The sequence below is a fragment of the Marinobacter sediminum genome (assembly GCF_016820575.1).
In the GTDB taxonomy this organism is placed as follows: domain Bacteria; phylum Pseudomonadota; class Gammaproteobacteria; order Pseudomonadales; family Oleiphilaceae; genus Marinobacter; species Marinobacter sediminum.
This window is the reverse complement of the sequence record NZ_JAEMQH010000002.1, coordinates 846,047-867,295: the sequence shown is the minus strand read 5'-3', so window position 1 is coordinate 867,295 and position 21,249 is coordinate 846,047. Positions and strand designations below refer to the sequence as shown.

Here is a 21,249-nt window from a genome sequence, read left to right as displayed (position 1 = left end):
CTATCAGGGATCATCAACCTGCCCTACGTTTTACCGGCATCAACTTCTGCCAGGCAATCAACAATCGGCTCGCTTCCAGTTCGGGGTTGGCATTGTAGACTCCAGCCTCCCGAGCCTCCTTGACCATATCCAACAGCGCATGAGCGCGCCACGCGGGATTTGATCGAGCAAGGAAGCCAAGCATTTCCTCAGCTTCCGTATCGATCGCTGAGCCGCCCAGACTCAGCCTTGCCAAGTCAGCTGCCCAACCTTCGAATAACCAGAGGCTGTCTTCCAGCCCCAGCGCCTTGAATGCCTTGGCCGCTTCCGCAACCGGCACGCGCCCCTTCATGAACTGCTTGAACTGCTCAAACGCCTTATCACGCAATCCGATAAACTCACCCGTGGCATATTCCAGTGCCAGCCTCGGTGCATTGCCGGAGAGCATTAACGCTTTTGCCAGTACCTGAGCGGAGGGCCGGGCCGCCTCATCCAGAGCCTGAACCTCAGCCACCAGCCAGTTGTTGGCTGCCTCCATGTCCGGCGTAGGTATGGTAACGGTCTGGCACCGCGAACGAATCGTCGGCAAAAGTGGCCGCCCGCTCTCCTGCAGGAGCAACAGGGTGACATCCGGCTGAGGCTCTTCCAGGGTTTTAAGCAACGCATTGGCCGCATTGATGTTGAGCTGGTCAGCACGATCAATAATCGCAACTTTTCGCTGGGCCACCTGGGGCGACGCCACTGCGAAGGTCGACAACGCTCTCACTTGATCAACCTTAACCATCCGGGACTTCTCCGGTGCATACGCACGAAGATCCGGGTGGGTGCTTGCCGCGAACAGTTCACACTGCTTACACCGCCCGCAAGCAGCAGGCTCTCCCGCCTCACCGTTAGCCGGGGTATCACACAGCAGTAACTCCGCCACTGCCTGGGCCCAGGCACGCTTGCCCACACCACGTTCACCCGTAATGATCAGGGCATGGGGCAACCGGCCTTCAGACCATTGGCTTCGAACCGTGGCCCTGGCTCTTGATTGCCAGGGCATATTGCGTGCGTTATCGGTCAAGAACGTTTTCCCGTGGTTGAATGTCGGCGCCGAAGCTGTTTTTTCATGGTCTGCAACAGGCGCCGCAGGCGTTTGAGCTCGCGATCGCGACCCGCAGACGAACCATCGCTATAGTAATGGCTGTTAATGCTGTGGGCAAAGAGCCTGGCGGATTCGGCAACGGCCGGTTCAGCCCTGGCCAACCGGGCGGCCAACGTTGATGGTGTTTCGCCCACTCGCACTGGCACCCCCGCTCTGGCGCTCAGGTGATGCCACCCGCCAATAATGCGGAGAAAGGCATCGCGGGATCCGCCGCGACGCATCTGCCAGGCGGAAATCAGTCCGGCTATGAGCAAGCCCGCACCGACAATACCGGCGGTCAGATAGCCGAGCTCCCGCATGCCAAAGCCGCCCGGAAGACGCGACATCAGATTCATCTGGGTTTGCCCCTGATACCCCACAATCCAGCGCTGCCACTGATAATTGATCCGGTCCAGCTGAAGGCTGGCCCACTGAATCACAGCGATATCAGCATAACGCTGGGGCGACGCCCAGTTGTTTTCAAGGAACGAGCCTTCGTCCGCAACCGCATCACGCAAACCCGACTCGATTCGACTGGGCGCGATGGCGGCCGTCGGATCTATCCGAACCCAGCCTCTATCGCCGATCCATACTTCAACCCAGGCGTGGGCATCGTACTGGCGGACGATCAAATAGTCCCCACCGGCGCCGGGCGCCCCACCCTGATATCCGACAACCACACGTGCGGGAATACCGGCTGAACGCAGCAAGAACGTGGTGGCTCCAGCGTAGTGGGCACAGAAACCACGCTGGGAATCGAACAACAGGTTATCGATGCCGTTTTCACCCATGGTGGGCGGCCTGAGTGTATAAAAGTAAGGCTCTTCCCGGAATCGGGTTAACAGCGCCCGGACCAGCTCGACGTCACCGTATTGGGTACGCAGGTCACGAGCAAACTGGCGGGCTCGCGGATTTCCGGTCGCCGGAAGCTGGAGGTAGCGTCGCCGTTGCTCATAAGTCAAAGATTCCCGGGCCTGATTACCGGCATCCTCACGGGCAAGACGATAGCGAACCGAGGTGTCTGCCGGCCGTCTAAACCGGAAAAGATCGTTGGACTCCTCAATGACATTGCTCGAGACAGCCCGCGACCCTTCTAACGCGAAGGCCCAGCGCTGATCCGTCGGCTCAAGGAGCACATCGTACTCGCCGGTCTCCAGCTCACCCACACCGCCATCCAGAGCTACCCGCCCCGGACGCTGCAGTGGATCGCGCTCGCTCTGCCTCCAGGTTTCACCATCGAGATAGTCCAGGATCAGCCCTCGCCAATACCGGTCCCGGTAGGCCGGTAACTGTCCACCGAAGGTGGCTCGGAACGCGCGCTCGCTACTCTGAGCCAGGTTGGAAATATCGCCTGGCCGCATGGTGTCACTGATACCGGTTCTCGCCTGACCTGAAACCAGGGGCACACTCCAAAGTGGCTCCATGCGTGGGAAAAACACAAACAGCAGAACGACAATGGGCAAGGTTTTCAGCAGCATCAGGCCCAGCCTTTTCCAGCCTGCCTTCACGCTGCCAGGAAGATCCGGCGCGTTGATGATCTGCAAGCCAACTAATAGCAGGGCTACCGCGAGGATATTGACGAGGCTCCAATGAATTTCCTGATGAAATAGAAAATTCACGGTGCCGAGATAGGCAAGGATGAAAAACAACACGTAGAAATCGCGCACGGTTCGAGTCTCAAGCCACTTCAGCCCGACCGCCAGCACGAAAAACGATGCGGCCGTATCCACGGTAAAACGGCCCTGAACGGTGGCGATATAGACCGCAACCAACACCAACATGATGCCGGTTCGCAGCCACCGCCCTGGCAGACGAACATGGCCGAACTGTGCCGCCCCGCGCCATCCGGCCAGCACCAGGCAGGCAGCTATCAGCCAAATGGGCAAGCGATCCAGTTGCGGCGTAAGCAGAATTGCAAAACTACCAAACAGCCACAGCAGGGCCCGCGAAGGCAATCCGGTTGCGGCACCATCAGCCGCTACTAACACTGAGCTACCATCGGAGACACTCATGCGCGCCTCCTCGATGGGCCGGCAGCGTTATCGGATTTTTGTCGCCGGCTCCCGTGTCGTTCGGTCACCGCATCACGCGGGCGCTCCTCGCCCCAAACCGCTAACGCACGCAGACAACGGTTTACATGGGTGGAACCGGAATCTGGCTCGATGACTTGCCCGGGCAGGCTCAAACCAAAACGGGCACCGGTTCGTTCGCGCTCGTTTACGAGCCACGCCAGGTAGCTAAGCCGCAGTTCATAATCGGCGCCGGGAAAGGCATTAAAGTCCAGCCAATGAGGACTGCCCCGCTCGCCTTCCCAATCGGCAACGACCATCTGACCGTTCCTGGCGAATCGTTTCCACATCACCCGCTGGCTCGGGTCGCCCTCACGCCAGGGCCTCAGGTCCGCATGGTCATTTCCGGTCGCCGGGCTGGCCTGTTCTGTTTCCTCGCCAGCTTCGACGGTACTGGTTACCTCGGGTGCCGCCAATGGCCTGGGTGAAACAATGCCGGGCGATACCGGCCTGATCCAGGACCACGCCTTGAGAAGACCGAATGGAAACCGGGTTTCGACGCGAATTCTCTCAGGCCGGAGGTAACCTCGGTATGCAGAGGGTACGGGTAAAGTCATGTCCTTCGACTGGCCCGCCCTGATGTGAGTAGCCCCCAGACTGAATTCCTCGCACGACAACAGGATGGCCACAGCATCATCGCGCCCGGCCGTCGCACGAAACCGAAACGGCACTTCGTCACCGGCCACGCCTTCTCCTGGCTGAACTAATGCCAACTGCAGCCCCGACAGATTACGATGGGTCTGATGCATGGCACCGACAAAGACCGCTCCGAGCAAGAAAGTTACCAGGTAGATCAGACTGTTCTGATAATTGATACCGGTGATGAGCATGATCAGCAACAGAATGCCGAACACCACGCCTGCCCCGGTCGGCAAAATGAAAATATTCTTCTGACTGAATGTCTGCACGTCAGAACGGGGAAGTCTCCGATTCACCCAACGTTGCCAGCGCTTTGATACTTGGTTTTTCATGGTGGCCTTGAGGCGACAAAATGCATTGAAAGTTCCGACAACATCCTCTGGAATGTCGCTCCTCCTTAACAATACCCGATTTGAGTCGAATCTGATCACAAAGCAACAAAAACCAACTTGAAAACCTGTCGGACAAACCGAATACTGACTATGGAGCGGAGAGTTTCTGTTGTTATGTCAGAAGCCTGCTTTCCCAGCCTTCAATCCTGCAAGCCTGAAAGTCTGCAAGTCTGAAAAGGACCTGACTATGAAACGCACGAACCTCTTAGCCGCCGCAGTTGCCGGGATGACTGTTTCCCTACCCGCCTTGGCGGGTGTCCAGGCCCTTACTTCAGATGAAATGGTAGAGACTTACGTCAAGGACTCCGCCGTTATCATCGTGCCAAAGAAACAGCAAAAATCGGAAGCAGACCGTCAGCGCATAATCCGTGCACTGACCATTTCCCCGGGCGAGCCGGTACTGACCGAGGCCGAGGAAGAGGCGTACCGGGAAGCCCTGCAGCGATATGTGGAAGAAGGCAGAAAGGACGCCCTGGAAAGTGCTGAGGAAGAATTCCTGAGACGAGCTTTACTCCTGCCTCAGGAGGAGCTGGCAAGAGCCCAACCACCGGCCGAGTTCACACCCACTATCCCGCCGATTATTTTTGGCCAGCAGGCAGAGATTCCGGATGAACCCTTCACCCAGACCTTCCTGAACGATCAGTTGGGCATTGGCTTTGACGGACAGAATCTGAACTTCTCAATCGGCAACCCACCGGGCATCGATCGAATCCAGATTCCACAAGCTATTAACGAAGGGCCAATCAGCCTGACTCCGAGACCGGGCGGCGGGTTTGATCTTTCGATTGCCGTACCGGATCAATAAGCGGCAGAGCGTCAGTGGTTTAGTGTAATGGCCGTATCGGTTACCCGTACGTTGTCCAGGGTAACCGCACCGAGGCCCACACCGCCTATCGACAGATTACTCATGCCTATGTCGGCCGCAAAGTTATGCACCTCTAAGGTCACCGTGTCCCTGCCGATGCCTGACTGTGCAGCTGAGAGAGGTCGGAAGGTGGAATCCAGCACCGCAAATCCTGCCGGCTCCATTCCTTTAACGTATCCACCCTCGATCCCGACGGTATTAGCGCTGGCGCCTGCTGTCAGATTCTCAATGGTGAATTCCGAATAGGTACTGACGCCTTGTGATGAACCGTCAGCGGCAGGCGGATTAACTCGACGTCGAATTTCTTTCAGGAAACCCCACGCCTCGAGATTGGTGAACAGGGCCGTTTTTTTGGCACCGGAGCTCTCCAGGGTGACGTCATCTGCACGGAAACCCCAGTCGATTTTGTCAGAGATTCCAGGCTGCCAGACCACGTCTAACACGCCATCGGAATCGATATCGAAGGTCACTCTGACATCATCGAAATTTACGCCATAACCTTCACTAAATCCTGCCTGAGTAACACCTGCACCGCCCATGGTGATGCCATCCACCTGATAGGCGCCGGCATTTTCGAATTTGAACTGGCTTAGTGTGGTTTGGCCGGAGTAATCCACGGTCAGCCCCGCCTGGGCAACGACACCCGATAACTCATCATCGGCTACGGGTTTCAGATCAGCCAATACACCGCCGGAACTTGTTACCAGCGTGGCTAGAATGCCAAACCTTAACAGTGAAACCATGTCACCTCCGGACCGACTGATGGCGGGATAGCCTGAAACAAGTCTGAATTGCAGAACAACTACGAAGGAATGCTAAAACGACGCCCTCACCGAGGGCGTCGTCGGTCTTCTCACTAAGGCAAAGCTTAGTGACCGTAGATGACCATGTCGGCGCGAACGGCCAGGTCGGTCATATATACGTTACCGATGCTTTCGGTGCCACCGGTGTTGATATTGGTGAGGTCTAGGTCACCAGAGAAATCCTGAACATTCACACGCAGGGCACTGATATTATTGGGGGCAAGTGCTGTACCGGCGTTATGACTATCCACGACACTTACGTCCACCTGGGCGTGAGCAAAACTGTAATCAGTACCAGCCACAGTACCTGCCACTGTTGCGCCGCGACGGTTGTGCAGCTCGAAGTCCAGGCTGGTGCCCATGAACGGCATGGTCAGGTTACCCTCGGCGCTGAAGTAAGCATTGACGTTCAAGCTGTTACTTTCTTCATTGATCACAATGTCAATCGGACCGAGGAAACCATCGATGCTCAAGTCCGATACCAGAGTGGTGCCGCCGGTACCACCATTAGCACGTGATTGCAGGGAACCAACTGTGCTTCCAGTTTTGGACAGGAAGATTTCGCCGATGCTCAGGTTGAAATCAACTGGAAGGCCACTCTGAGAGCGCAAACCGATAACCAGGTCACCGTCGGTAACGGACTGCGCAGTCTCATTGGCGCCGCTTACGTCAAAACCAGCACCGGCCAGGTAGGTTGCGCCCAGTGCAGCAGTACCCAGGTCACGGTTAGTTGTGTCGCCAGCCACGTCGATTGTCAAGCGAATGTCGTCAAGGTCCGTACCACCCTGGCCAGAGATGCTTACGTCAGAGAATGCCAGGAAGCCCTGGTCCTCATAAGCGATCTCGCCGATGGTCACGTTGGCGGACAGATCGATAGTTACACCTGCCTGGCCAGTTACAGCGCCCATGCTGGCGTCGTTCAGAGCTTGCAATTCCGCGTTGGCGGCAAACGGGGCGGCAGCAACGGCGGCTACCAAAGCAATCTTTTTCAGGCCTTTCATACTAGATCTCCTAGAATTTTATTTTTTTCTTCAACAGCCATTTCCTCTGGCTGCGAGATCAGTCTGTCAGACCGTGACACACCAAACTGCGAGGTGAAGCACATTTCAGTAACGGATTGTCACACAAACTTACGATCCGATAATTTTTGTGACGAACTCCGCTTACCGGGGTGAACCGGTTCCGTTTCCGGCAAAGACCATCGGCGAATACTTCTTGGCCGCACCCTGATGGAAAGTCACGCCACTGGGGGAAAGTGTATATTCCGTTGCCACCACCTCGGCGTGGCCGCCTAAATACTCCAACTCAATATTGACCTGGTCAATCTCTGAATCCGGGCTGGGCTTGTAGTCGTAAACCACCGCTGAGCCCAGAATTCGCCCTTGCTGAGCTTGCATTGATAACGCCTTTCGAACGGAGTTCAGTACCAGCTGACCATTGACCCCGATCAGCGGTTCACCCGGAGGCACGGCCCAAACGTAACGAACGCTGCCATCCGGCATCAGGGCAGCCCCGAATGGAGCAAAATCGTCATGGTTTTCGATGATGCCTTTGGTTTTGTTGGTGACATGCTGCAATAGATACTGAGTATTCGCCCGGATCTCTGTGGCAATCTGCTCCGGGGTGGGTTGCTTTATGTCCTCCGTGCTGAAAGCCGGTTGACTGAACCCAATAGCCATGGCTGTCACACCAAGTGCAAAAGCTCGCCGGAAACATACCCGAGGCGTCAGAAGCGCCTGAGCCGATGAGTGCAGGCGGGATAAAAGGGAGGACTGGAAGCCGAGCATCATAGTTCTTATTCCTTTTGCTGAGCGTAATAAATGCCGGAACCCTGCTCAGTGAAGTAAAATGCGTTTCATCACGCAGGGTGCGCGCACTATTAGATCAGCGTGACTTACCCGGAAACAACGTGCTAACTGTGCACGGCTTATCACTTCAGAGATTATTAAAGGAATACATTTTGACCTCGCCATCAATAGCGACCCTTTCACGAGAAGCCTATGAGCGCCTGTTGAGCAATGCCTCGCGCGCTGAGGACTTTGCTTACATCGGTAGCGAAGGTGCGGGGAATGCGCGCGGCAAAATGAGAGGCTTCACCGCCCTGGCGCAGAAACATTTGCGATTGACCGATCTTGCTGAGCACTCAGTGGAGTCGATCGCAGCTGAAATGGCGAAGCCAATGGAGCTGAACGCTGTCGACCAGACCAAAAGCGGCAATCACCTGCTTGGAGGCTGGTATGGCGTGCTGGCCTACGAGTTCGGCTTGCAACGTGAATCAAGACTGAACGGGCTGGGTAAGGAAATGGCGTTCCCGGTGCTCTTCGCCGGTTTTTATTTATGGGCCGCCAGCTACGATGCCGAGTCAGACATCCGTTACCTCTGGATTCATCCAGACTGTCCGCAGCATACGCGCGACACACTTGCCGACTGGATGTCCCGAGACGACTGCAACAAGGATCACCCATGGCAAATCGTTAGTCGGTTCACGCCCAGCCAGACCAAGGCCAGCTTCATTGAGAATGTTGCCAGGGTTCACCGCTACATTCTTGCAGGAGACTGCTATCAGGCCAATCTTTCTCAGGAATTTACCGCACGGTACACCGGAGAGCCTTGGGACGCCTTTCAATCCCTCGCGGAGGCTTACGCCACACCCTATAGCGCATTCATCAGAATCGGACGTTACTCCGTCCTCTCCCTGTCTCCGGAGCGTTTTTTTGAGATTCAGGGCAGCACCATTTCCACCAGCCCGATTAAAGGTACCCGCCCCAGAGGAGGAAACGAGGAGCAAGACAACGCCTACGCCGAGGAATTGCAGGCCTCAGAAAAGGATCGGGCCGAAAATCTGATGATTGTCGATCTGCTGAGAAATGACTTGAGCGTGAATGCCAAGGTGGGCAGCGTGCAGGTGGAAAAACTCTTCGCGCTCGAATCCTATCGCAACGTCCACCATCTGGTCAGCCACATTCGGGCCGATTTGGCTGACAACATCTCACCCATCAAAGCGCTGATGGATGCCTTTCCCGGAGGGTCGATTACCGGCGCCCCCAAAATACGGGCAATGGAAATCATCGACGAGCTTGAACCCCATTGGCGGGGCCCTTACTGCGGCTCGGTGTTCTACTGGGGTTTGGATGGCTCACTGGACAGCAACATTGCCATCAGAACCATGCTGTGCGATGGCGAAGGCACCATTCGCTGCTGGGGTGGCGGCGGGATCGTTGTCGATTCCGACCCTGAAAGCGAGTATCAGGAAACTCTGACGAAGGTTAAGCCAATGATGGACTTTCTGGAAAATCTGTAAGGGGCTGTTACAAGCCCCCTATCCTTCTCAATCCTGGATCAGGCGTTGTGCACGGCACTGGCCTTCAAGAATTCCTGCCGCAGATCTTCAAAATTATGCACCGCAGGGTACTGCGGAAACTCCTCGATGACATTCTGAGGGGCGTGAAACAAGATGCCCGCTTCAGCCTGGCCTAGCATGGTGGTGTCGTTGTAGGAATCACCGGCTGCGATTACCCGGTAATTCAGCAACTGGAAAGCCCGCACTGATTGGCGCTTGGGGTCGCGCTGGCGCAGCAGGTAATTTGTGATCTGGCCGTTTTCCGCTACTTCGAGCTTGTGACACAGCAGCGCGGGGTGGCCGAGCTTGGCCATCAACGGCATGGCGAACTCATAGAAAGTGTCGGAGAGAATCACCACTTGGAAGCGTTGACGCAGCCAATCGAGGAATTCACGCGCACCCGGCAGCGGGTCCAGCTCGCCGATGACTTCCTGGATCTGCGGAAGGCCATAGCCGTGTTGATCCAGAATCTTCAGGCGCTGGGTCATCAGCACGTCGTAATCAGGAATATCCCGTGTGGTCGCCTTGAGCTCTTCGATGCCGGTTTTTTCGGCGAATGCGATCCAGATTTCCGGAATCAGTACTCCTTCAAGGTCAAGGCATGCGAGTTCCACAATGGTCTCCTGATAAACAGTTAAGTGCGCAAGAGCGGATGCTCTGGCTTGGTTAGCGCCGTATGATAAAAAAAACTGCCGGGGAATGCATCGGGCATATCCATATAGATCCTCATTCCTTCAAGCTATGAGGCATTTAATGGTAGCCTTTTCACTCATTTAGATCAGGTACTGAAAAGCAATGACTGACATTCAGCAGCTCCGGGACGAACTTGAAGGCCAGAGCCCACGCGCCATTCTCAAGGCCGCATTGAACAAATACGACAACATCGCCATCTCGTTCAGTGGGGCCGAAGACGTCGTTCTGATTGAAATGGCGCACCGTTTGACCGACAACCTGCAGGTATTCACTCTGGATACCGGTCGCCTGCATCCGGAAACCTACGAATTCATTGAGCGCGTGCGCAAGCACTACGGCATTAACATCGAAGTCCTGTTTCCCGATGCAGCCGAAGTGCAGGGTCTGGTAAACCAAAAGGGGCTGTTCAGCTTTTTCGAGGATGGACACTCTGAGTGCTGCGGTATTCGCAAGGTCAATCCACTGAGGCGCAAGCTGGGCACCGTGGATGCGTGGATCACTGGCCAACGCAAGGACCAGAGCCCGGGCACCCGCACCGACGTGCCTGTGGTTCAGGAAGACACGGCCTTCTCGACAGAGTCGAAAACCCTGATCAAATTCAACCCGCTGGCAAACTGGACATCAAAAGAAGTCTGGGACTACATCCGGATGTCGGAAGCGCCCTACAACGAGCTGCATGAGAAAGGCTTTGTCAGCATTGGCTGCCAGCCCTGCACGCGCCCTGTCCTGCCAGGCCAGCATGAGCGCGAGGGACGTTGGTGGTGGGAAGAGGCGACCAAGAAGGAATGCGGGCTGCACGCCGGTAACCTGATCGCCAAGGAGTGAGTTGCCCTGGAAACCTCCTACGGCAATTTTTCCCGACTATCCAAGCGCGCCCACCTGATTAATGGGTGGGCAGCTCGATATCTCTGAACAACTCTTCGATTTCTGACCGGCTGCCCTGATGGGCAACGGCCTCATCGACCCGCTCCCGAGTCAGGTGCGGCGCAAACCTTTCGATAAAGTCGTACATATAGCCCCGAAGGAAGGTGCCTTTGCGGAAACCAATGCGGGTTATGCTCGGGCGAAACAGCTTTCTGGCATCAAGGGCAACCAGATCCGGATCGGCCTTTGGATCGAACGCCATACTGGCAATGATGCCCACACCCAGCCCCAACCGAACGTAAGTCTTGATAACGTCTGCATCGGCGGCGGTAAACACCACCTTAGGTGTCAGCCCTTGGGATTGGAACGCCTCGTCGAGTTTGGAACGTCCCGTAAAACCGAAGACGTAAGTGACCAATGGGTATTCAGCCAACTTCTCGAGCGTGAGTTCATCCAATTTCGCCAGCGGATGGTCCTTCGGCACAATGACGCTGCGGTTCCAACGGTAGCAAGGCATCATGATCAGATCGTTGAACAGCTCCATGGCCTCAGTTGCGATGGCAAAGTCCACTGCGCCATTGGCCGCCATTTCGGAAATCTGCATCGGCGTGCCCTGATGCATGTGCAGCGACACATCCGGGTAGGATTCGATAAAACCGCTGATGATCGGCGGAAGCGCATACCGTGCCTGGGTATGGGTGGTGGCGATGCTCAGGTCACCCTGGCGCTGGTTACTGAATTCCTGGGCAATTTTTTTGATGCCCTCAACCCGGCGGAGGATTTCACCGGCCTCCCGGATGATAATCTCGCCGCCCGGAGTTATTCGGGTCAGATGCTTGCCGCTTCGGGCAAACACTTCCAGGCCAAGCTCATCCTCAAGCAGTCGTATTTGCTTGGATATGCCCGGCTGGGATGTAAACAGACTTTGAGCGGTTGCGGACACATTCAGGTCGTGGTGAGCAACCTCCCAGATATATCGCAACTGTTGTAATTTCATTGAACCTGCTGCTCCTGGATTCCCGGTATTCGGCTGGCTACGGACTCAATCCGCTTTTCCCAAGCGTACGCATAAAAAGGGTATTTTTCATTCTTTTTTAGAATAGGCGCTCCCTGTCTTTTAGTTTAGACCAAAAATGCATGACCACTGCTCCAGACAGGCCTATCTGTGATTTCGGCGCTTGACTTGGCTATGACAAAGCACACAATCCGTTATCGACACTTGCTGTAATCGGAATTCCCATGCTGTTGACCACCAAATTTCTTCGGCCAACAACCGACCGGCGCGCGGTCCATCGCGATCGGTTGAGTTTATTGCTGAAGCCTGCGAGCCCGAAAAGGCTGAATCTGGTGATCGCCCCTGCCGGTTTTGGGAAGACTACCCTGGCAAGCCAGTGGTGCGCCGAAACACCCTCCCCCACGGCCTGGTTATCGCTGGACGAACATGACGACGAGCCCCGCCGGTTTTGGCAGTATGTTATCGGCGCTTTTGAACACGCCGGGCTGGCTGGCTTGGCAGACTGCCGAAAACAACTCAGCCAAATCGAGGGTGATACCGCAACTGGCGCAATAACCGGGTTACTGAATCTACTGTCGGCGGATGCCAGTCCCTGGTTGCTGGTGCTGGATGACTTCCACTTTATCCGGCATGCCCAGATTCTGAGGGATTTCGCTTACTTCATCGGTTACCTGCCGCCCGAAATTACGGTCACCCTGGCATCCCGAACAGAACCGGCACTGCCACTGTCGCGCTGGCGGGTGCGGCGCTGGGTGCAAGACGTTCATCCCGGTTTGCTGGCGTTCTCAGAGGATGAATGCCGTCGTTTCTTTCAGGACACCATGGGGCTTAGCCTATCGGAAGCCGATGTCCGGTCCATTTGTCGAAGAACCGAAGGCTGGGTTGCGGCGATGCAACTCACAGCCCTGTCCGGCAACGGTCCCAACAGCGCTGACCTATCAGCAGGGACCGGTTCCGGGCTACCGGAACCCCAATTGGATGTCGACGAACGACAGATCAGCGATTACGTTCTCACCGAGGTATTGGAACAGCAGCCCGAGGAATTGACTCAGTTCCTCCTCGATACCGCCTGTTGTCCTCGCCTGAGTGCGTCCCTGTGCGATGCCATTCGGGCAAACGGAGACAGCCAAAAACTGCTGGAGAGATTGCTCAGCCAGAATCTGTTCCTGATCCCTTTGGACACCGACAATCAATGGTTCCGCTATCACGACCTGTTCCGGGACGCGCTGCTCCAACGGCTAAAACAAACGGATCCGAATCGGGCGGAGGCGCTGTGGCGCAGCACCGTCGAGTGGCTTCTCGACCATGGCCACGTTCAGGACGGCATCAGCCAGATCGTGCATCAGGGTGACCGGCAATGGCTCGCGGCGGTGCTGGCTGAGCACGGCAACAACCTTATCCATAGCGGCTATCACCTGCCGGTACTTGATTGGCTCGAGTTTCTGCCGGAATCACTGATTGAAGACAGCCCCCAGCTGCAGATGCTGCGAATCTGGGGCCGCTTCTTTGCCAACCGGCTTGATGCCCTGGACCCGCTTCTTGGCAGCGTTGAGGACTTACTTGACCAGCGGGTTGCCGACTCCCACCCGGACGCCGAAGGTGCCCTCGGGCTGCAGAGCGAAATTTCTCTGGTGCGCTCCTACCTCGCGCGTACCCGCAGTGATGATAAGAGCGCCAGCGATCTCACACGGCAGGTACTGGAGGACATCGATCACACCCGCATCCCCCTGAAGTCTGTCACCTACTATGGGGTCGGGCTCGACTACTTCGGCAAAGGACTGCTGATGGATGCCGAAGATGCCCTGCAATCGGCCGTCCGTTATGGTCAGATCGAGCGCAAACCAAGCACGGTTTTGTCCAGCGGCGGCTTATTGGCGTGGATTCAGTACAACCGCGGAGACATTGAGCTGGCCCTGGGCAGCTGCACCGACATCCGCAGATGGGTAGACAAACATTACTCTGATCCAAGCCAGCCCCGACTGATCTCGTGCTGGCAAAACAGCGCCCTGGCCGAGATCTACCGGGAACGCAACCAACACTCACTGGCGGCTACCCATCTTGCGCCACTACTGGAGCATGTACATCGCGGCACAGAGCCGGGGCAACACGTCATCATCCAGTACGTGCGTGGGCACCTCGCTTTCAGTGAGGGTCGATTTACCGATGCCATTGAAGCGTTGGAGGACGCGGCCCAGGTGGGACGCAAACGGCGGGAGCACATCGTCTTTGAACCACCCGCAAGTTCGGCCCTTCTAGCGAGATGCCATCTAGCCCTTGGCGACCTCGAAAAAGCCGAGGCCTGCCTGAACGCTGCGGAGACAGAGCCCACGAAAAACCCGTTGAACCGGGAACAGAACCTGATCAGCCTTGCGCGCCTGAAAGTCGCCCAGAAACAGCCAGAGCGAGCACAGGAAATCATCAGCGCTCTATTACCGGCAGCCGAGCGCAATGCCCACAATCGTCACCTTGTGGAGATTCTGCTGGTTTATGGTGAAGCACTGGATCTTCAGGACCGGGCCCAAGAGGCGTGTGAAATGCTGAATCGGGCGGTACGCAAGGCGTCAGAGGCTGGATTCTTGGGCCTGTTTATTGAGGAGAGCCCGCACCTGCGTGCCCTGCTTCGGCAGCTTTCCCTACTAAACACACCCGGCAGCTGGTTCCGGGAACTCACACAAGTCCTCGACAAACTGTCGGACGCTGTAGAGCCTTCGGCGGAACTTTCAGTAGCCCGACCATTAGCCCCGTCAGCCGGACGCACCGCCACTGTTTTGCCGGAACCGCTTAGCCAACGGGAAATGGAAGTTCTTGCCCTGATTCACGAGGGGCACGCCAACAAGCAGATTGCCGCTCGTATGGACGTCGCACCCGCCACCGTGAAAGCCCATATTCGCAATCTTTACGGTAAGCTCGGAGTGGGCCGGCGCACCGAGGCGCTGGCAAAGGCACGGGAACTAGGCTTGCTATCAGGCTGAGTACCGGAGCTCAGTTTGTGACGCGCGTCACGTTTGCACCCTGCAAAGAACCCGGACTACGCCCTTTGGACGATCCGTTTACGCCCCCTAAGCCCCTATTATGGTTTCAATGGTGAGGGAAACCTCTCCTTGAATTCTGAAACTTCAGGCCTTCAGATTTCTTGCTCCGCGTTGTTTCGACGCCCTGGGTTCGGAAGAACCCTGTTAATAAGAGCCACCCCCTATGGGCTGGCTCTTTTTTTATGGTCAGTACTCGATCACCCGCCGAAACGGGGGCAGCGCGTCCAGCAACAACTGACCATAACGCCGTGCAATGATGCGGCGGTCGAGGATGGTGACGCGGCCAGTGTCCTGCTCTGTTCTCAGCAGACGACCCACCGCCTGCACCAATTTGATCGACGCGTCGGGAACGGTGATTTCCATGAACGGATTGCCGCCGCGCTGGGTCACCCACTCCGCCAGACTCGCCTCAATCGGATCGTCTGGCACCGAGAATGGCAGCCGGGTAATAACCACGTGGTGCAGGTACTTGCCCGGCAAGTCAATTCCCTCGGCAAAACTGGCCACACCGAAGAGGACACTCGGGCGTCCCTCATCTACCCGGCTGCAGTGCTGGCGCAGAACCTCGCCCTTGGCCATGTCGTCCTGGGTGATGATCAGGTCCGGGTACTCGGGCGCCAGCGCATCGCGTACCTGCTGCATCTGCCGGCGTGAGGTGAATAGCACCAGCGTTGCCTTCTCGCCCGCCCACAGATCTGGCAAACGCTCCACCAGGGCATCGGTGAAGGCATCATCGGTTGGCATGATGGACATGGCGGGGACTTCCACCGTGGCCATTTCTCCATAGCGGAATGAACTGGGTACCACCAGATAGCGGCTGGATTCGGGCAATCCGGCACGGGCTCGCAGCCGATCAAAACGCCCCAACGCCGTTAATGTGGCACTGGTCAGAACCGAACCGTACGCTCTGGACCAAAGCCTGGAGTACAGCAGGCTGTCCGCCAGCACTGGCGAGCTGTAGAGGGTAATGTCCTCTGCGTGGTCCCAGCGCTGCCTGACCGCCCAGCGAGCCGGAGCCGGACTCTTGTAGCCGGTGCGCTTTTTGGCAGCACCATCACCGTCGGCTTCATCCGATTCCGTTTCGTTGTCAGTCGGTTTGGCCTCGCCCTGCTCGCACCAGGCGACCCAGAGCCGGAGCTGGTCCTCTGCCCGGCTGTGGAACGACCCGATCACCGGATACCAGGCCTCGGCGGTATCCCGGTCAATCTCATGGTCTTTACGTTCATCAAACGCGCCCTGGAGCTCATCGGCCAAAGCCCCCAAGTGACGCACCAGATTGGCCGTGGCAATGCGGGCTTCGGCGGAAAGTTCGGCCAATGCCTCGGGCAATGCGCCTTCAGGATAACGCCATTGGGCGGTGCGACGTTCTTCGTTGAATTCCCAACCGGTGTTCTGTTCGGCCTCGTCGTAAACCCGGGTCAGCACCTGATCGACCTCACGGGATGCACCGCTGATGCGATCGAGAGTCTTGGTAGCCTGTGTTCCCGGCGCCAGGAACGGCTGCATTTTAGTCAGAGCCTGGGACAACTGCTTCAGCCACTGCCGCGTGGAGTTCAATGGAACCGACGCTGCAAAGTGATTCAGCGCCTTGTCCGGCAGATGATGTGCCTCATCGAAAATGAACAGCGCGTTTTCTGGCTCAGGCAGAATCGCACCGCCACCCAGGGCCAAGTCTGCCAGCACCAGGTCGTGGTTAGCCACGACAATATCAGCGTCATCAAGGTCCTTGCGGGCGTCGAAAAAGGCACAGCTGTCAAAATAGCTACAGTGGCGGTTGGTGCACTGGCGGTGATCGGTGGTTACCTGTCGCCAGACATCGTCCGGGATCTGCTCGGGCCAATGATCCCGATCGCCGTCCCACTCCCTGGATCCGTAGCTCGCCAGCATCTCTTCAAAAAAGGCACGGGTGCCAGGCTCCTCGCCTTTGGGGCCGTCAAGAAGGAACAGGGGCATGGTATCGCTGTCGCCATTGCCCTCGTCGTGAAGCCGCGCCTCCAGTCTCGACATACACAGGTAGCGGCCCCGGCCCTTGGCCAGGGTCCAGCTGAAATCCATGTTGCTGTGTTTGCGCAGATCCGGCAGATCCTTGAGCACAATCTGGTCCTGCAAGGCTACGGTGGCGGTGGAAATCACCAGAGTCTTGCCAAGGGCCTTGGCCACGGGTATCGCGGCAATCAGGTACGCCAGGGTTTTACCGGTACCGGTACCGGCCTCGACTACGCAAGCCGAAGCTGGTGAGGTGCGCTGGCCATCGTTCTCGGTGATATCGCCCATGTATCGGGCGATTTCGGCAATCATCAGCCTCTGGCCATAGCGCGCCCGTACCTCCTTGCCTGCCAGAACGTCCCGATAACCCTGCTGAATCTGCTGTTTGATCTCGTCGGTTAACGCCATCAGCGCGGGCTCACCCAGTCGCGAACGATGCCGACCCGGAAACGCTGACCCTGCTTGCTGAGCACCACGCCATCCTGGGTAATGCTTTCCACCCGGAGCCCCGAGAAGCTGTCGCCCCGACGCAGGTAGTTGCTATTGATCATGACGCGACTGGCGTAAGGATCGGAGGCGTAAATGTGGCTATTGAAGGTCAAGTCAGGAACGCTCTTTTGAAAAGAAAGGGGAAGTTCAACCAGATGCGGTACCCTGCCAGCCGGCGCGGGCGCTCGCAATACCGAATTGTCGCGGGATGCTTCTGCAGCAGGAACAATGATCGTCGGCCGCTCTCGCGGGCTTTCGTTTGATGCAACGCTGCCACTCTCTGCCAGCGGCTCATCCGCTTGCGCCCTGACGGAACTGGGGTCAGCTTCGGGCACGGATTCGGACACCTCGGCCTGAACAGATTGGGTCTCAACATCCGTCGGAGGCGCTTTATCACTGACGACACTCGCCGGCTGTGTGGAAGCCGGCACTGCGACCACGGGTGACGCCTGCGGCCAGAAGAGTACCGCCAGAACCCCGGCATTTACGACCAGCGCCAACGAAAGCCAGGCGATAGGCGATACTGTCTTTTTCTTGGGGCGATGGATCAGCTGAACCTGATGCCCCAAATCGGGAACCTTGCCCTGCCGACGTTCTGTCTCAGATTTCCTGAGTGCATCGAGTATGTAGGACATGCTTATTGACCTTCCGACGGAGCTGGTGGTGTCAGTCGGGGGAATGGCCCACCCAGATCGTTGTTGATCTGGATTATGGTCATGGCGCCTGCGATGCCATCAACCGTCAGTCCTTTCAAGTCCTGATACCAGCGAATCTGCTTTTCCGTCGGCATCCGATTGATTCTACCCGTCTCAACACTCGACTCGCTGTGCTTGTCGGCAAGCTCCATCATGCGAGCGCCGATCCACAGCTGCTCTTCGCGGTTGCCGCTGTCCGCCGGCACATCCAAAAAGTCCGGGCGCCGCCACAGGATGCGGAAATCACCAAACCAATACCGCTCAATACTGGTAAACGTAACCTCACGAGCGCCTTCAGGCGTAACGATCGTGGCCATGCTTCCGTCCAAGCTCTTGATCACGGCATAGCCGCGTTTTCCGGATTGGTCCCGAAGCTCGAGAATAGCGGGCCGGTTCAGGAACTCGAGGCTGCGACGAGTACCTTGGCGGTCAAGGCAGGCCATGCCCTCGGCGCGGGCATACTGACAGGCGGTCGGGAAGGCTTCCGGCCGATAGTCATACTGCCAGAGCTTGAACAAAGAACGGAATGCGTCCACCAGGTTGATGGAGTCCGAAGAAAATTCAAACGATTCGACCGCCGGGACAGCGTTTGACGGCCCTTGCAGTTCTTGCGGTGCCGGACTCGAAGCCGATGCCAACGCGCCGGATTGATCGATATTTTCCGAGTCGCCTCGCTCCACTATGCCAGCCTGCACCGATGAGGACGAAAATCCAGCCTGGATGTCAGTCACGGTCACCGGCCAGCGATCCGCCAGCCAGACCGTTCCCACTACCGCCACCAGGAGCGAAGCGGCGAGCAGCAGATAACCGGATGACTTGCGGGCCCCGGCGGCCTGCCTGGCCTGCATAACGGAGGTATCGCCCCGGACTTCCCGGGCCGCTTGGCGAATGTGTGCTGTGGTGATTTCATGCTCGCCTTCAGCGTAAGCACCCAGCAGAGCGCGATCACTGATGAGGTTGATTAACCGGGGAATGCCCTGACTTTCCTTGTACAGGCGAGAAACAGCGCCGGAATTGAAAATGTCTCCGCGCATACCGGCAACACTCAGGCGATAGCTCAAGTAGTTGGGTAATTCCGCCCGGCCGATAGCATCGAGGTGGTAGCGCGCGGTTACCCGCTGATTCAACTGACGTAACTCTGGCATTGCCAATATCTGCTGCAATTCCGGCTGACCCAGCAGCACGATCTGCAACAGTTTCTTCTCAGCGGTCTCCAGGTTGGTCAAAAGGCGCAGCTGCTCAAGCACATCCGCAGAAAGATTCTGGGCCTCGTCAATTATCAGGACCTTATGCCGCCCGGCGGCATGAGCACTGAGCAGATCCTGGTTAATCAGATCAACCAACTCTTTGATGGTCGCGTTGGCGGGGTGCGGCACGCCCATTTCATCGCAAACGGATGAAAGCAATTCACGAGCGGAAAGCCGTGGATTGAGAATCAGCGCAATGTCGACATTTTCCGGCGCGTTCTCTATGAAACACCGGGACACCGTGGTTTTCCCTGTTCCCACCTCTCCCGTAATCACAATAAAGCCGCCCTGCCCCTTAACACCGTACATCAGGTGCGCCAAGGCTTCCTTATGGCGTTCACTGAGGTACAGGTAGCGGGGATCGGGCGCAATGGAAAACGGCGGTTCCCGAAAGCCGAAAAAGTCGTAATACATGGGTATCCAGTCTGGTGCTCAGGCGCCGGGCCTGGCGGTGTCACGCAAGCCCCGGCTCTCTCTCGCGGTATCATACCGCTGGCTTCGCGGGCCTGTCATCTCACGATTCGCCGGAAACTGAATTGCTGACCAGGCGCAGGTCGGTGGTTCGACGATTTTGCTCCTTCAAGCGCCGAACACAACGTTCGAGGGTCTTGGAGATGCGGGCATGGGACCGGATCATTGAGATTTTCGGCCAGGTGGCACGCTCGCCGGCCAGGATCATCTCTCTGACGTATTCCGGTTCCGGGTTGGACAGAATTCGGCGATAGTCCTTGAACGAATAGGATGGCGCAATGGTGACGTCGCCGGAATAACGCTGCGCCATTATGGTATGGAGCTGACCGGACACCTGCCTCAGCAACTCCGGTTTTAGCCGTTTGCGCAGATAATCGAAAACGCCCTGGCCATGAAACTGAATTTCAGATTTGAGCAGATGCAGCGGCAGGCTCGGGATCGAGAGTTTTTCATCCATACCACGGTCGTTGAGGAACGGCACTACGTGCGGATTGGTCTGGCTGACAATGGTGAAATTCACATCGTACAGATGCATCAGGCGTTCGATGGGAAGATCACTCACCACCGATCCATCCACAAACTTCAGTCTTGGCATGTACGGCAGCGCATTACCGTGAATGTCCTTCTTCATCAGGGTAACCGGGGGGAATATCCCGGGCACCGCAGCACTGGCAAGCACAGCACTCCAAACCATCAGGTAAGGCGACGTATAGCCGCACAGCAACCGGGCTTTCTGGTGCGCCTGGATAGGCGAGACACTCACGTTGATGGAGCGACCTGTGCGCTGATAGGCCTCTTCAAAGGTGTACTCGCCAATATTGGCGCGCACACAGGATTTAAGCTGGTCCTGATCCATCAGGCCCTCGCCGCGCACGGCACTGAGTAGCCCGCGCCACTTCCAAGCCTTCAGATTGTGGTTCTCCGGCACCAGCATTTCCGGGATCTCAGCGTCGGTATGGACACCCAGAATGCCCGCGATAATAGCGCCGATACTGGAGCCGGCTATGACCTGGGGTAAAAGCCCCTTCTCCCACAACGCCTTGATCACACCAAAATGGAACATACCAAGGGTCGCGCCGCCGCTGAGCAGGAGCGAGGGACGGCCGTAACTGGTCAGGGTGTCACGAAAGAACTGCAGCTTTTCCGAAATGGGGAAACCGGGCACCGGGTGATCGCACAGGTAATCCAGTGACTCACAGACCTGGGTGATGTACTCCTCAACCAGATGCTTGGTGCCTACTCGTGAGTGGGTGTATAGAGCCGGGTTCCCCATATTGCCAAGGTCATGGTGCAGACCCTCGCGAAGTGCCCGCTTCAGGCGTTCGAAGTCGTTCTGCTGGCGATACTGTTTCAGGTTGCTGAGGCGATCGTAGATCAGTTCATAATGGTAGAGATCGGAGGCGAAGTCCTCTTTCCACTCGGCACTGCCCTCAAGAAAATCAAGCTCCAGAGCCGCCGCTTTCCAGACCTCGTAATTCGGTGCCTCGGCGAGCATTTTGCGGAACTTCTTTATTCTTGGGTCCCTGATCACCGGAAACCTCCTG

General features: G+C 57.0%; 16 protein-coding genes. 4 read left to right on the top strand and 12 right to left on the bottom strand.

Translation table 11 applies throughout. From position 1 onward, the window contains the following. Window positions 1–13 precede the first annotated feature (13 nt). From holB to FGO67_RS10755, 3 genes are read right to left on the bottom strand one after another with little or no spacing between them, the layout of a single operon-like run. Window positions 14–1,045 (bottom strand): DNA polymerase III subunit delta', encoded by a 1,032-nt coding sequence (holB, locus tag FGO67_RS10765; protein ID WP_203300696.1) that lies wholly within the window; start codon window positions 1,043–1,045, stop codon window positions 14–16. Beyond that, window positions 1,042–3,117: a transglutaminase TgpA family protein gene (locus tag FGO67_RS10760; RefSeq protein WP_203300695.1), complete on the bottom strand. Its 2,076-nt coding sequence runs from the start codon at window positions 3,115–3,117 to the stop codon at window positions 1,042–1,044. The genes holB and FGO67_RS10760 overlap by 4 nt, the downstream gene beginning before the upstream one ends. Continuing rightward, window positions 3,114–4,145 carry a DUF58 domain-containing protein gene (locus FGO67_RS10755; protein ID WP_203300694.1) on the bottom strand — a complete coding sequence of 344 codons (1,032 nt, stop codon included), beginning with the start codon at window positions 4,143–4,145 and terminating at the stop codon, window positions 3,114–3,116. The genes FGO67_RS10760 and FGO67_RS10755 overlap by 4 nt, the downstream gene beginning before the upstream one ends. A 247-nt stretch (window positions 4,146–4,392) precedes the next feature. Between FGO67_RS10755 and FGO67_RS10750 the strand changes: the two genes are divergently transcribed. Then, window positions 4,393–5,010, top strand: coding sequence for a hypothetical protein (locus tag FGO67_RS10750; RefSeq protein ID WP_203300693.1), 618 nt, complete (start codon window positions 4,393–4,395; stop codon window positions 5,008–5,010). Window positions 5,011–5,021: 11 nt separating this feature from the next. On the opposite strand, the gene FGO67_RS10745 is transcribed toward FGO67_RS10750, so the two are convergent. The 3 genes from FGO67_RS10745 to FGO67_RS10735 all read right to left on the bottom strand — a co-directional run bounded on the left by FGO67_RS10745 (window position 5,022) and on the right by FGO67_RS10735 (window position 7,552). After that, the gene (locus tag FGO67_RS10745; RefSeq protein WP_203300692.1) at window positions 5,022–5,813 is read right to left on the bottom strand and encodes a DUF6160 family protein; all 792 of its coding nucleotides are present in this window, start codon (window positions 5,811–5,813) and stop codon (window positions 5,022–5,024) included. A 125-nt stretch (window positions 5,814–5,938) separates the two neighbouring features. Beyond that, complete coding sequence (locus tag FGO67_RS10740; RefSeq protein ID WP_203300691.1) at window positions 5,939–6,874, bottom strand: DUF6160 family protein; 936 nt, start codon at window positions 6,872–6,874, stop codon at window positions 5,939–5,941. Between the two features lie 162 nt (window positions 6,875–7,036). Continuing rightward, a complete protein-coding gene (locus tag FGO67_RS10735) occupies window positions 7,037–7,552 on the bottom strand; it encodes a hypothetical protein (protein WP_203300690.1) in 516 nt (171 codons plus the stop codon). A gap of 125 nt (window positions 7,553–7,677) precedes the next feature. Between FGO67_RS10735 and pabB the strand changes: the two genes are divergently transcribed. After that, on the top strand, window positions 7,678–9,174 hold the full coding sequence (pabB, locus tag FGO67_RS10730; RefSeq protein WP_338039556.1) for an aminodeoxychorismate synthase component I: 1,497 nt from the start codon (window positions 7,678–7,680) through the stop codon (window positions 9,172–9,174). A gap of 38 nt (window positions 9,175–9,212) precedes the next feature. On the opposite strand, the gene thrH is transcribed toward pabB, so the two are convergent. Next, the gene (gene thrH / locus FGO67_RS10725) at window positions 9,213–9,827 is read right to left on the bottom strand and encodes a bifunctional phosphoserine phosphatase/homoserine phosphotransferase ThrH (RefSeq protein ID WP_203300689.1); all 615 of its coding nucleotides are present in this window, start codon (window positions 9,825–9,827) and stop codon (window positions 9,213–9,215) included. Window positions 9,828–10,008: 181 nt separating this feature from the next. Between thrH and FGO67_RS10720 the strand changes: the two genes are divergently transcribed. Continuing rightward, the gene (locus FGO67_RS10720; protein ID WP_203300688.1) at window positions 10,009–10,731 is read left to right on the top strand and encodes a phosphoadenylyl-sulfate reductase; all 723 of its coding nucleotides are present in this window, start codon (window positions 10,009–10,011) and stop codon (window positions 10,729–10,731) included. Window positions 10,732–10,789: 58 nt separating this feature from the next. On the opposite strand, the gene cysB is transcribed toward FGO67_RS10720, so the two are convergent. Next, on the bottom strand, window positions 10,790–11,767 hold the full coding sequence (gene cysB / locus FGO67_RS10715) for an HTH-type transcriptional regulator CysB (protein WP_203300687.1): 978 nt from the start codon (window positions 11,765–11,767) through the stop codon (window positions 10,790–10,792). A 242-nt stretch (window positions 11,768–12,009) separates the two neighbouring features. On the opposite strand from cysB, the gene FGO67_RS10710 reads away from it, so the two are divergent. Continuing rightward, window positions 12,010–14,757: a winged helix-turn-helix domain-containing protein gene (locus FGO67_RS10710; RefSeq protein ID WP_203300686.1), complete on the top strand. Its 2,748-nt coding sequence runs from the start codon at window positions 12,010–12,012 to the stop codon at window positions 14,755–14,757. A 246-nt stretch (window positions 14,758–15,003) separates the two neighbouring features. Here the strand turns inward: FGO67_RS10710 and dinG are convergent, their stop codons facing one another. From dinG to FGO67_RS10690, 4 genes are all read right to left on the bottom strand, one after another. Next, window positions 15,004–17,211 carry an ATP-dependent DNA helicase DinG gene (gene dinG, locus FGO67_RS10705; RefSeq protein ID WP_203300685.1) on the bottom strand — a complete coding sequence of 736 codons (2,208 nt, stop codon included), beginning with the start codon at window positions 17,209–17,211 and terminating at the stop codon, window positions 15,004–15,006. After that, window positions 17,211–17,927: a general secretion pathway protein GspB gene (locus FGO67_RS10700; RefSeq protein ID WP_203300684.1), complete on the bottom strand. Its 717-nt coding sequence runs from the start codon at window positions 17,925–17,927 to the stop codon at window positions 17,211–17,213. The genes dinG and FGO67_RS10700 overlap by 1 nt, the downstream gene beginning before the upstream one ends. A gap of 2 nt (window positions 17,928–17,929) precedes the next feature. Further along, a complete protein-coding gene (locus FGO67_RS10695; RefSeq protein ID WP_203300683.1) occupies window positions 17,930–19,648 on the bottom strand; it encodes an ExeA family protein in 1,719 nt (572 codons plus the stop codon). A gap of 100 nt (window positions 19,649–19,748) precedes the next feature. Continuing rightward, a complete protein-coding gene (locus FGO67_RS10690; RefSeq protein WP_203300682.1) occupies window positions 19,749–21,236 on the bottom strand; it encodes a DUF3336 domain-containing protein in 1,488 nt (495 codons plus the stop codon). Window positions 21,237–21,249 lie beyond the last annotated feature (13 nt).